This window comes from Flavobacterium sp. N3904 (assembly GCF_025947305.1).
Lineage (GTDB): Bacteria > Bacteroidota > Bacteroidia > Flavobacteriales > Flavobacteriaceae > Flavobacterium.
Genome location: NZ_CP110009.1, coordinates 3,457,277 through 3,469,456 on the forward strand (window position 1 = coordinate 3,457,277; position 12,180 = coordinate 3,469,456).

Below are 12,180 nucleotides of genomic sequence, written 5' to 3' on the forward strand. Positions count from 1 at the left end.
TATATCAAAAATAACACCTTTATAAAAAACAAAATATGATATTTATCAGTTGGCAGTAATAAGCATATCCACTCCTAAATATTTCGTTGGTTGTCCAAAAAATCAATAGAATGAAATCCTCTTTGAGTACCAAAATGATTAGTTGTCTTGTCTTTTTAAATACCCTCATTTTTTTATTAAATTAAAAAACTAAAATGTTTTGAACAGATTTATGTGCATAATTCAATTAAGCTAAATTTTAAAACTCTTTTAATAAAATCTGATTCTCTAAGTACTTTTCTGCCCGGTCACAGTTCATCACAAACAAAAGAAAACTATCTGAAAAATACTTTTCGGATAGCTTCTTTTGTTGGCATAAAATTAATAAATTATTTAAAAGAAAAAATCTGCGGATTCACATTCACCATCACCCATGCCCAGTTATTGGTATGATCTACGTCACCGCCTTTTAATCTCTGCAGAGTATCTGTTCCAAACATTTGAGAGTACCCTCCGGAAACCGTTACATATTTTTGAACAGCATAACTAGCTGTAAAATCAACTTCTGTTCCTAGGTAATTGTTCATTTCATTTTTGTTTGCATCTAACACTGTATTGGCAGCATTAAAAATATGAGGCATTAAATTAAACTGCCATTTTGTTGTAGAATATCCAAATTTTAAAAAGGCATCTTGCAAACCAACAGTATTTTTATAATTTCCTACATAGAAATAATCCATCAACCCATTAAATCCATGATTGGTTCCAAATAATGGGTAGAATGATTTTACATCAGTACTGGTACTCTTTTGGCTTTTTCCTGATAAAAATTCATACCCTAAACCTGCTTTAAATTTGTCTGTTACTGCATAATTGAAATTCAAAGCTGCATCATAAGCACTTACATTAAATGTATTGCTTTTTCCTGTTTGTCCATAAATCCAAAGATTTGCATCCCATTTTGTTCCCTTACTATTTAGATAAGTTCCAAAAGTTTGCATATAATCTACTTTCAATTCTGGAAGTGGGGTTGGAATTGGGGTTGCTAATTTATTTTCATAACCTGTGTTTAAGAACAACAAACTCATGTTTATTTTACTTAATTCTGTATGGTACCAAGCATATTGCATTGCTTTGTAATTTTGAACAATATATGGAGTAGCAAGATCTGATTCGGCATTTGCATTGTAAGCTACTGCTAAGTCTAATTGGCTCTTTTTATGTTTGTATGTCACTAACGCAGCATCGTGACTTTGTCCTTGTTGCAACCAGTCGATTTCTCCAAAAATACGTTGGTTATCATATGAGATTACTTGGCGACCTAGTCGAGCACTCCATGTTTTATCAAAATTGTATTGCACCCAAGCTTCAAATAATTCAATTCCATTAACATCCGATTTGGCTGTGGTTTGAACATCTCCCCAAACTCTAATATTTTGCATCGTAAGTTTAGTAACAAATTTTTCTTGCTTGAAATTAAAATTCAAACGTGTCCTTTCCGATATAAATTGACCTGGTGTTTCTCCAAAAGGAATTGGCGCTTTATACCCATTTCTAAATTCGTAACGGGGTCTGATTTGTAAATTTGCGTCAAATTCTTGAGCATTAACTCCTATGCTTACCATTATTATAAATGATAAACTGATTTTTTTAAGTAAGTTCATTGGTATTTAATTTAGTTTAACTTTTCAGCTTCTTCAGTTATTTTTTGAATGGTTTCATCCGAGTTTACTCCTAATCCTTCTTGTTGATAAACTAATTCACCCTCGACATTAAAAACACTTATAATATTGGAATGAGAAAACTCTAAAGGTGCAATTTTCTTGTAATTTACAGCCAAAACTGCCGCAAACTCTCTTGTATTTTCTTCGGTAGACCTCAAAAACTCCCATTGTTCGCCATCCATTTTACTGGCAATAGCAAATTCTTTCAAACGTTTTGGGGTATCCACTTCGGGATTAATACTCACTAATACCAATTTGACATGTTCTTTGATATTCTCTGGTAAACGGGATTCGATATTTCTCATATCAGCCACCAACCGAGGACAAGCCGATTTACAAGAAGTATAAATCATGACCATTACCAGCACTTTTCCTCTCAAATCTTTCATTTCAATATTTTGACCGTTTTGATTGGTCCATTTCGAAGGCAAATTGTAAATTGATAAATCCGAAATAGGTTTATCTTTCACCACAGTTTCTTTTTTATGGCATCCTTGAATAGCAAAAAAAAGTATCAGAATAGGGAAAACAAGAATATATGACCATCTTATTTTAAGCGTTCTTTTTTGGTTTAGGACTAAATTTGATTTCATTGTATTTGATTTTGGTAGAGTTTCGAAAGCTATTATTTATCTTTAGCACATCGAAAACCTAAATTTTTTGTAGTATAATTTGCTTTGAGACTTCCTCTAAACGCATAGCGCATAAAAGCGGCATAATTCATCAAATCGGTTGCATTTACGGAACCGCTTCCGCAAAAAAGATTGGTATCGGTGTCTTTGTCTTTCCTGGATTCGCCTGAAAGAAAGATACTGTTGAAGTCTGCTGTCCATTCCCAAACCAAACCATGCATATCATAGACACCCCAATAATTTTTGAAGGTATGGCCTACTGGATTCGAATAGGTTTTTGGTTTTTCGTACCACGATAAAATATACCGATTGAATTGTTCTTTGTTACGGGCATCAGTACGTTTTTCATCGGCCATAGCCACATATTCCCACTCGTCCATTGTTGGCAAACGTTTCCCTTCACACTCGCAATATTTTTTGGCAGCAAACCAAGAAACATTAGTTATTGGAGCGTTACTCAAATTAGTGGTTCCATAATTGAAATCACTCGCCCATTGGGTTAAATAACTTTTATCAGCATACAATCCTTTCATTTTAGATCGGCTGTATTCTGGATACTTTTTTACAAAAGCAAGATATTGGGCATTGGTCACAGGATAGACATCCAAGTTAAACGGAGCTACTTTAACCGGTTTTTTGGTAGTAGCACCATACAGGGGAACAAAAGTCCCCCCGCCTATTGGTACCATTTGAACTTCTTGAGCACAAAGAGTAATTCCTACAATCAATGAAAAGGAAGCTACTATATTTTTCAGTTGAAACATGGGGGACTCTTTTTGCTTAGTTTTATATTATTTTCTTTGGGCTTTTACCATTGCTACTGTCACTGATTTCTTGCTATTTCCCCAGCTGGCGTATACATAGGTAAGTACATCAGCAATTTGTTGATCACTCAAAGCTTGAGGAGGCATAGCTGTAGTGTATTTTTTTCCATTTACAGTTATAGGAGCATTTGACCCTTTGATTACCTGCTTAATGGCTCGGTTCACATCGGCATTTAAATAATCTGATTTTGCCAATGGAGGAAAAGCACCTGGAATTCCTGCTCCAGTAGCTTGATGACAAGCAATACAGGTTTTGGCATAAACCCCTTTCCCTTTGTTTGCATCTTGGCTAAAACCGTGTAGACTTAATCCAATTAATGCTATTCCTAAAATGTATTTTTTCATGATTTTTAAATATTTAGTTAATGATTATTATTTTCTTTGAGCTTTTACCATTGCTGGTGTTACGACAGTTTTATTATTGCCCCAGCTACTGTAAACATAAGTCAATACATCAGCAATTTCATCATCAGTTAGATTTTGACTTGGCATTACACTGTTTATTTTTTTGCCATTTACAGTAATCTCACCACTTAATCCTCTAATTACTGCTTGAATTGCGCGTTTTGGATCAGCATTCAAATAATCTGATTTCGCCAATGGTGGAAAAGCATTTGGCACCCCTTGCCCTTCAGACTGGTGACAAGCGAAACAAGTTGTTCCAAATATTCCTTTTCCTGATTTAATTTGTTCAGGTAATGTTTTGGCGACAGTAGATTTGGCTTCTTTTTTCCCTTCAGGCATATTTTGAATATTTCCACCCTCAGGCAAATAAATCCCTTCTTGGGTAGTTCCAGAATAGATTTTCTTATTTTCTTCACCAGTTACTTTCAGCATTCCCAAAGCTCCTTTGTTGAATGCTCTAAAAATAGAGTGATCCACCAAAATAAATGTTCCTGGTACATCAACTTTAAACTCTACAATAGCCGATCCTCCTGCTGGAATCAAAGTTGTTTGAACGTTTGTATTAATTGCATCGCCTCCCTCAATATGCACTTTATCAAATATTTCACCAATCACATGGAAAGAGGAAACCAAATTTGGTCCACCATTACCCATATAAATACGAACGGTTTCTCCCACTTTGGCGGTAAGCGCATTATCACCTGCTATGCTACCTACTTTTCCATTGAAAACTACATAATCGGGTTCTTCTTTTAAAGCTTTGTTCATATCAAAAGGCTGGACTCCTTGCTCGCCATAGCTTCCTTTGGTATAGAAATCCCCTTGCATCACGTAAAATTCTTTGTCAACTGGAGGCAAACCACCTTCTGGTTCTACAAGAATTAATCCATACATTCCATTTGCGATGTGCATCCCAACTGGTGCTGTTGCACAATGGTACACATACAATCCTGGATTTAAAACTTTGAAATTAAATACTTTTTCGTGTCCAGGTGCTACAATCGAAGAAGCCGCTCCACCACCTTGTCCTGTTACGGCATGCAAATCGATATTGTGTGGCAATTTATTATCGGGATGATTTTTTAAGTGAAATTCAATTTCGTCTCCCACCCTTGTTCTAATAAAACTTCCGGGCACTGATCCTCCAAAAGTCCAATAGATGTATTTTGTCCCATCAACCATTTCACCTTCTTGTTCTTTGATTTCCATGTTAACTACCAAACGCATTGCTGGTCTGTCACCAACAGGTTTTGGAACCATTGGCGGAGCAGTCAGTTCGGCTTCTTTTTGCCCTTCTACTTTTATTTTTTCGTAATAATCAACACCATGCTTTTCTTCTTTTTTGTCACAAGAAAAGAAACTAACGGCCGCAAATAGTGCAAAAACAATAAGTTTGTTGGACTTGCTGAAATTGGATGGTTTTTTCATAATTTTATAGTTTTAGAAAAGGTTTTCAATTAAGGATAAGTTTGTCTTTTATTATGCTGTAAAATTAAAAGATGAATTTTGATTAAATAATGATAAATATCATGTTTTTAACTTTTTTTTAAGAATCTTATTTTACCAAATTAATTAAGAAGTTAAGATTCTAAGTAACTAGGATTATAAGTTGAAAAAAAGTTCACAGCCCTTTTCTAACCACTTTCACATTTTACCAATTCCATAGATTAACTGCGCATAATTTTTAGATTATCTTCATAATCTTAAAGACCTAGAATCTTAGACACTTAGTAACTATTTAATCCCATATAATCAAAACCACAATCAATCCTAAAGTTATTGTTAAGCTGATTTTCCAAAACAAATGGGCCTTTTTCAATTCCATAAATTGAAAAGCAACCAATAAAAATTTAAAAGCGGCCAAAACCATTATCAAAGGGGCAATAAAAGCAGAGACTGAAAAAGAAATTGCTATATAAGAAGTTACTATTGTGATAGTTAATAACAAAATAAAGATTAAAAGTAGTGAATTTTTCATTGCTAAAAGAATAAATAAAGTGTAGGAAACAAAAGCAGCCAAATCAAATCGCACATATGCCAAAAAGCAGCACAGGCTTCAATATCTTCAATAGTAGTGTCTGAATTTTTCTTTTTCATTCCGTAATTTGTCCAAGCCAAAATCACCAATCCCATAATCACGTGAATTACGTGAAATCCTGTCAATAGCCAATAAAAAGTGTAAAACATATTGGTGTCTAATGTAATTCCGCTTTCTATTTTATGGTAATATTCTGCACTTTTGAGTGCCAAGAATAAAAAACCTCCCAACATTGCCAACTTAAAGAATAATGAGGATTTCTGAATCTCCTTTTCTTTGAAATGATCTACTGCATTGGCCATAAAAAAACCACTTGTCAATAAGAAAACGGTATTTATTGCACCAAAAGCGGTATTGAGTTGCAATCTAGATTGATGAAACAAGGCTGTTTGTTCGCTTCCGTAATACACAAATGCAACCAAGGCCATCCCGAAAGTAATGAGTTCGAGAAAAATGATAATCCACATCAGGATTCCTCCTGGTGGATAATAGATGTTTTTGTAATTTATTTTAAGGGTACTCATAATTGTTTTTTGTTTATTCCCAATCCAGCAAACGCTTTTCGCCTTCAATTTTTTTGATGTCTGTAATATCCTGAGACATTTCGATCACACCTTTGTAGTTTTTATTGGCATCCCTAACTGCGAAATAGCGAATGTAAATCAGGCGTTCTTTATAGTTAATCCAAAACGAAGATTCATTTTGAGTTCCTTTTCTAAATTCATCCAAAATTTTAAGAACGGTTCCCACACTTTTTGGAGGATGGCAAAATTTCACTTCACGACCAATGATTCCAGCACTTCTAGGAAAGACTCGTTCTTCTCCTCTGTTGTAAAAAATAACTTTGTCATTTTCATCGACATAAGTCAAATCCAAAGGCATTGTTTTGAAAAGCAGATTCACTTGCTCCACTGTCATATACCCTTCATCGTAATGGGATGTATTTTCTAATGAAAAAGACAAATCTCTTTGAGTGAAATCTTGACTTGGGTGTATATATTCCAATTTGGGGAAAGGAGGAGGTGTTTGTGCTAACATCCATCCTATTTCCTCTTCGCCTTTTCGCATTTCTATCCAATCACTTTCGGTTAGGATTTCTATTGCGTTTGGAAATAAAACATTTTCTTCAACTCCCAACAATCGATAAATTCCGTCGACCAAAAAAGGAGTATTGGTTTCAATTCTTTCGGGATTAATCATTTTAATATAATACTGAATCAAACGAAATTGCTCTCGCAAATTGTCGTGAAACGACCACATTCCCTGTGAAGGTCCAACCCAGCCTTTTTTCTCCAAAAAAGGAAAAAGCTGATTTTCTTTTCGGGCAAACCGTTTCTCTATCGTCATTAACTGATTGAATATATTGGTGTATTTTGGCAAATCTATCAACGGATTAACTGCTTTAATTTCTTCTAAAAGTGAAGTGATTAATTCTTTTTCTTGAAAATAAATCCAAACGGGATGTCCTTCTGGCAATGCTGCGGTATTGTTAATTGTCTCTGTCATTTTAATTAAATTTTATTTTGAACTATTTTCTTTTTTCCTTAAAGTATTTTTAAAACCATTGAGAGATTAAGAAAATTAAGCTTTGATTCAATATTTAAACTTTGACTTAATGCGACTTAATACCTTGATGGTTCAATAAAAAAATGGTTATTATATTCTTATTTCTGGTGTTTAATCTTTTCGTATAGTTTCACTAAAGATTGTAACAACTCAACAGGAGTGGTCAAAATTTGATAGTGATTTTGTCCGAACATTTGTGGCAGATAATATTTCGCTTCGGCTTCAATGGCCAATGCGTAGGAATTAATGTTTCTAGAATTAAGTTCACGAAGAGCCTGCTTTACATCATTAACCCCATATTTTCCTTCATATTTATCGTAGTCGTTTGGTTTTCCGTCAGAGATTAAAATTACCCATTTGTTTTTGGTACTTCGTTTGTCGAGACGTGTACCAGCGTGCCGCAAAGCAGCTCCAATTCTAGTATAACCGCTTGGTTCAATAGCTCCAATTTTATGTTTTGCAATATTCCAACTTTCATCAAAATCCTTAACCGTTAAATACGTCGAGTAATTTCTAGTTTTGGAATAAAAACTATCAATAGAAAAATCAATATTGAATTCGTTTAAAATTTCTCCAAACAAAATGGAAACCTCTTTTTCTACATCAATTACTCGATTCCCTGCGGCATATCCATCACTGGAAAGACTAATATCCAACAGAATTAGAATCGACAAATCCTTTTCCTTTTTTCGGTTCGAAATATAAATTTTATCCGAAGGCGTTCTTCGAGAATGCACATCTACATACAAATCGGTAATGGCGTCAATATCAAATTCATCACCTTGAGTTTGTCTTTTTTGTTGTTGCATTTTATTATTGACATTGGTCAACATTTTGCGCAAGCCCATTAAAGTAGAGGCATTCTTTTGCAATGTTTTTTTATAATAATCGTTATCTGTTTTTAACTGTGATTTTGGATATACTTTGCAAAAATTTTCTTTGTAGCTGTTTTTGCTAAAATCCCATTCATCGTAACTGTGATGAAAACCTTTGTCATCGACAGAAGCACTTTCGGAAATTGTCGTATTTTCCATAAAATCAGCTTGATATACGGAATGTGACGTATCATCCACTCGAACGGTGTATTTCATGTTCAATTCTTCCAATGCGCCTTGATGGTCTTCGAGTTCATCAGACCCATCAAAATCACGCCAGTTTCCGTTGAATTCTTCGGCAGTTTCCACTTTTTCAAAATTATGTAGCATTACATAATCTTCTTGTTGCTTTTTGTCGAGTTCGACTGTGATCACTTCCTCAACGGCTTTTGCTTTCAGCGTGGTTAAAGGTTGAATTTCGTTTGGCTTTTTGGTCTTATCCGAGAAGTTATGCAACACATTTTCGCTTTCGATTGCCACTTCGTTTTTCATCCATTTGCCAAACAGCCAAGAAAAATCAGGGCCATTTTTAGCAGTTGCTTTTTGGATAAAATGATTTTTGGCATTCGCCAAGAACTGTCTGTCAATCGAAAATTCTCCGAACAAAACGGAAAGAATTCCATCGGATGTTTCCAATGCTTTTTGTTGGGAAAGAACTAAAGTTGGTTCTGTTTCTTCTAGTGCCCAATTGTAATTTAAACGTTGTTGTACACTTAAAAACAAAATTCTAAAATGATAAAAAGTAAGATTCTCTTCCAGCGTAGGGAATTCAGCAAACGAAATTGGGAGAAAAAAGCTATTGTTTTTGTATCCCCCTTCTCTCTCGGCAGGAAATATTTCGATAGGATTTCCTGTTATGGCTCTAGCCAAAATAGTCAAGCGCGATTTAATTTCGCTCAAAAAAACTGTTCTTGCTTCAATTTCGGGATTTGTTTTTTTTCTGCTTTTTAAATGCTTGAAAAACTTCCCAACTAAGTATTCATCTATCTCGAAACCCATTTTTTTTAGTTTTCAGTTTTCAGTCTCAGTACAAACTGATAACTGATAACTTTTTTCTTATATCATCAAATTGCATAAATCTTTCAGCGCTTCTAATGTTTGCAAATCGTCTGTCAATGGTTCAACTACTGCTACGTGAACCGACAGTCTTTTTGGCAATCCGCTGTGAATAATTTTTGCGGCATCTACCAAAAGTCGTGTTGAAACGGTTTCGGTCAATCCTAATTCGGTAAGATTTCTAATCTTGTTACCAATAGCGACTAGTTTTTTGGCAGTTTCGCTGTCAATATTGGTTTCGTTAACTAAAATTTCAGTTTCAATTTTCGGCTCGGGATAATCAAAAGAAACGGCAATAAATCGCTGACGGGTGGAAGGTTTTAGTTCTTTAAAACCTCTTTGATAGCCAGGATTAAAAGAAGCAACCAGCATAAAATCATCGTGCGCTTTAATCGTTTCTCCCAATTTATCAATGAACAGTACACGACGGTGATCGGTCAAGGAATGAATCGCTACAATTACATCGGGACGGGCTTCGGCTACTTCATCTAGATAGATAATTGCTCCTTCTTTTACGGCAGTGGTCAAAGGCCCGTCAAGCCAAACGGTTTCGGCTCCTTTGATGATGAATCGACCAATTAAATCGGTTGAAGAAGTTTCTTCATGACAACTGATGGTAATGAGTTTTTTATCCAATTGATGTGCCATATACTCCACGAAACGAGATTTTCCCGTTCCAGTCGGGCCTTTCAGCAAAAAAGGGATTTTATTTTTATAGGAATGTTCAAAGACTTCGACTTCTTTGCCTACAGTGTGATAGTATGGTGTGTTTAGTGACATTACTATGGTATTTTAATAATAAAAAAACAGAACGCGATACCTATTATTTTTCTGGAAATACAAGTTTAAAAAACCATTGGTAAAGCGTTCTGATTAAAAAAAAGTGAATTAGTAAACTATTTTATATCTAAAGCTTCATCGGTTGGTCGCCCGTATTTTATAAAATCATAAATAAACAAAGCAATTCCGGTGGTAAACATTGTGGCGCAAATCAATAATACCACAAAGTGAATACTGATTTCGTTTTGTACAACCATGAATTCCATTTTCATTTTTCTTTCCAAATACACTTGCACTACTCCCGCTACTCCAAAAGCAACTGTCATTCCCAACATTCCGATATTGGACAGCCAAAAAGCGGCCATCCCTGTTGCGCTTTGATATCTTTTTCGGCCCGTTAAATTGGGTAAAGCATAACTTATTATTGCTAAAACAATCATCGCATACGCGCCCCAGAACGCATAATGTCCGTGCATAGCAGTGACCAAAGTTCCGTGAGTGTAAAGATTAGTTTGTGGCAAAGTATGAGCAAAACCCAGTAAGCCTGCACCTATAAAAGAAACGATAGAAGAACCAATTGTCCAAAATAAAGCGATTTTGTTGGGATGGCTTTTTTCGCCTTTGCGATACATATTCACAGCAAACAAAGCCATTGCCAAGAAAGCTAAAGGTTCCAATGCAGAGAAAATACCACCTACGATTAACCAAATTTTGTTTACTCCTATATAATAATAATGGTGTCCTGTTCCCAAAACTCCAGAAAGGAATGTTAATCCAACGATTACATACAGCCATTTTTCGATCACTTCTCTATCTACACCCGTCAATTTAATTAATAAATACGAAAGAATACCTCCCATAATTAGTTCCCAAACACCTTCAACCCACAAGTGAACTACCCACCAACGGAAGAATGAATCCATTACCTGACTGTCAAACCAAATCATTCCTGGCAAATACAGCAAAGCCGCAAACAATAATCCCATTGACAATACCAGGGCTGTTGTGGTTTGGCGTTTTCCTTTGAAAAGTGTTCCTAAAATCAATCCTAAAAAAAGCAGTACATTGATTACTACAAGAAAATCCAATTCTCTTGGAATTTCTAGAAATTTTCTTCCTTCCCAGTGGTTGAAGTGGAAACCTACAATGGCTACAACGCCGACAACGGCGAGTGAAATTAATTGTACATATGCCCATTTTACGCTTATCAGTTCGCGTTGTGCTTCTTCGGGGATGATGTAATAGGCTGCTCCCATAAAACCAGTCAACAACCATACTACCAACAAATTGGTATGTACCGCTCTTGCAACATTAAAAGGAACAATATCATGCAATCCCTGCATTCCTATTCGGTCAAAGCCCATGATAAAACCATAGATAATTTGCAAAGAGAACAATAACATGCACAGTGCAAAAAACCAATAGGCTACTTTTTGTGATTTATATTTCATATCTTTTATGTTTAATTATTTGCTTTGGCTAAAGGGGAGACGATACGGTCAAACCCATTCAAATCAATTTTTCCGATCCATTTAAAGTAAGCAACAACTGCATCAGCATCTTTTTCGCTCATATTGTAGGCTACCATTTTTCGCCCGTTTGGTGCCCAAGGTATTGGCGACATCAATACGGCCTTGACATAGCCTTCGCCTCTACGGTCAATAACTTTTGTCAGTTCTGGAGCATAATAGCCTCCTTCTCCCAAAATGGTATGACACCCCATGCAATTGTTGTGTTCCCAAATTTCTTTTCCTCTCACTACTTGCTTGTTTATTGCCTTGTAGTTGGTTTGATCATTTCTGGGCATAAACGAATATACGGTCAATCCTATAAAGATTAAAAAGGTGACCAATGTTCCTCCCAGAAAAAATGCTCGTGCTTGTGATTTTGAAAGCATAATAATCTGTTTTTTGTTAGTTAATAAATTACATTTTTAAATAAAGGATAGTTTTGTCTTTTATTTAAATGCAAATATAAAGGATAATTTTATCTTTTATTATGATAAATGTCATTTTTTTTAATTTTCGTATAAAAAATGACACCCAATACTTAAACCCATGAAAATAGTGCATCAAGCTTATTTTATATTTTTGTAAAAAGTTTTCAACAGCAGAATGTCCTTAACGAGCGCATAAAATATGATAAAAATCATGTTCTACCTTTTTAAATAATCATAAAATTATAAAGTCAAAAAAAGAAGATTCCTAAATCTCATTCTTTTAGTTTTTAATCATTTACATAAAACAAAAAATAATATATTTAATTAAGGATAAATTTGTCTTTTATTGAAATAATAACTAT

General features: G+C 34.8%; 11 protein-coding genes and 1 pseudogene. All 12 read right to left on the bottom strand.

Annotation, left to right across the window (positions count from 1 at the left end):
• Positions 1-368 precede the first annotated feature (368 nt).
• A complete protein-coding gene (locus OLM57_RS14680) occupies positions 369-1,643 on the bottom strand; it encodes an alginate export family protein (protein ID WP_264564440.1) in 1,275 nt (424 codons plus the stop codon).
• A gap of 11 nt (positions 1,644-1,654) precedes the next feature.
• Positions 1,655-2,296, bottom strand: a complete 642-nt coding sequence (locus tag OLM57_RS14685; protein WP_264564441.1) for an SCO family protein — start codon at positions 2,294-2,296, stop codon at positions 1,655-1,657.
• A 32-nt stretch (positions 2,297-2,328) separates the two neighbouring features.
• Positions 2,329-3,099 carry a formylglycine-generating enzyme family protein gene (locus tag OLM57_RS14690; RefSeq protein WP_264564442.1) on the bottom strand — a complete coding sequence of 257 codons (771 nt, stop codon included), beginning with the start codon at positions 3,097-3,099 and terminating at the stop codon, positions 2,329-2,331.
• Between the two features lie 27 nt (positions 3,100-3,126).
• A pseudogene (locus OLM57_RS14695) lies at positions 3,127-3,447 on the bottom strand (c-type cytochrome); the annotation flags it as partial.
• An 84-nt stretch (positions 3,448-3,531) separates the two neighbouring features.
• On the bottom strand, positions 3,532-4,992 hold the full coding sequence (nirK, locus tag OLM57_RS14700; RefSeq protein WP_264564443.1) for a copper-containing nitrite reductase: 1,461 nt from the start codon (positions 4,990-4,992) through the stop codon (positions 3,532-3,534).
• Between the two features lie 310 nt (positions 4,993-5,302).
• Positions 5,303-5,542 carry a cytochrome C oxidase subunit IV family protein gene (locus OLM57_RS14705; RefSeq protein ID WP_264564444.1) on the bottom strand — a complete coding sequence of 80 codons (240 nt, stop codon included), beginning with the start codon at positions 5,540-5,542 and terminating at the stop codon, positions 5,303-5,305.
• Positions 5,543-5,544: 2 nt separating this feature from the next.
• Entirely contained in the window at positions 5,545-6,126 is a 582-nt protein-coding gene (locus OLM57_RS14710; protein WP_264564445.1) for a cytochrome c oxidase subunit 3, read from the bottom strand.
• 13 nt (positions 6,127-6,139) lie between these two features.
• Positions 6,140-7,108 (bottom strand): DUF438 domain-containing protein, encoded by a 969-nt coding sequence (locus OLM57_RS14715; protein ID WP_264564446.1) that lies wholly within the window; start codon positions 7,106-7,108, stop codon positions 6,140-6,142.
• 158 nt (positions 7,109-7,266) lie between these two features.
• Positions 7,267-9,042 carry a nitric oxide reductase activation protein NorD gene (locus OLM57_RS14720; protein ID WP_264564447.1) on the bottom strand — a complete coding sequence of 592 codons (1,776 nt, stop codon included), beginning with the start codon at positions 9,040-9,042 and terminating at the stop codon, positions 7,267-7,269.
• 57 nt (positions 9,043-9,099) lie between these two features.
• Positions 9,100-9,879 carry a CbbQ/NirQ/NorQ/GpvN family protein gene (locus tag OLM57_RS14725; protein WP_264564448.1) on the bottom strand — a complete coding sequence of 260 codons (780 nt, stop codon included), beginning with the start codon at positions 9,877-9,879 and terminating at the stop codon, positions 9,100-9,102.
• Between the two features lie 116 nt (positions 9,880-9,995).
• A complete protein-coding gene (locus tag OLM57_RS14730) occupies positions 9,996-11,330 on the bottom strand; it encodes a cbb3-type cytochrome c oxidase subunit I (protein WP_264564449.1) in 1,335 nt (444 codons plus the stop codon).
• Positions 11,331-11,341: 11 nt separating this feature from the next.
• A complete protein-coding gene (locus OLM57_RS14735) occupies positions 11,342-11,776 on the bottom strand; it encodes a c-type cytochrome (RefSeq protein ID WP_264564450.1) in 435 nt (144 codons plus the stop codon).
• Positions 11,777-12,180: the final 404 nt, after the last annotated feature.

Coding starts and splice junctions, on each gene's coding strand:
- OLM57_RS14735 (WP_264564450.1), bottom strand. CDS start 11,776: ATGCTTTCAAAATCACAAGCACGAGCATTTTTTCTGGGAGGAACATTG.
- OLM57_RS14710 (WP_264564445.1), bottom strand. CDS start 6,126: ATGAGTACCCTTAAAATAAATTACAAAAACATCTATTATCCACCAGGA.
- OLM57_RS14720 (WP_264564447.1), bottom strand. CDS start 9,042: ATGGGTTTCGAGATAGATGAATACTTAGTTGGGAAGTTTTTCAAGCAT.
- OLM57_RS14690 (WP_264564442.1), bottom strand. CDS start 3,099: ATGTTTCAACTGAAAAATATAGTAGCTTCCTTTTCATTGATTGTAGGA.
- nirK (WP_264564443.1), bottom strand. CDS start 4,992: ATGAAAAAACCATCCAATTTCAGCAAGTCCAACAAACTTATTGTTTTT.
- OLM57_RS14705 (WP_264564444.1), bottom strand. CDS start 5,542: ATGAAAAATTCACTACTTTTAATCTTTATTTTGTTATTAACTATCACA.
- OLM57_RS14715 (WP_264564446.1), bottom strand. CDS start 7,108: ATGACAGAGACAATTAACAATACCGCAGCATTGCCAGAAGGACATCCC.
- OLM57_RS14725 (WP_264564448.1), bottom strand. CDS start 9,879: ATGTCACTAAACACACCATACTATCACACTGTAGGCAAAGAAGTCGAA.
- OLM57_RS14680 (WP_264564440.1), bottom strand. CDS start 1,643: ATGAACTTACTTAAAAAAATCAGTTTATCATTTATAATAATGGTAAGC.
- OLM57_RS14685 (WP_264564441.1), bottom strand. CDS start 2,296: ATGAAATCAAATTTAGTCCTAAACCAAAAAAGAACGCTTAAAATAAGA.
- OLM57_RS14730 (WP_264564449.1), bottom strand. CDS start 11,330: ATGAAATATAAATCACAAAAAGTAGCCTATTGGTTTTTTGCACTGTGC.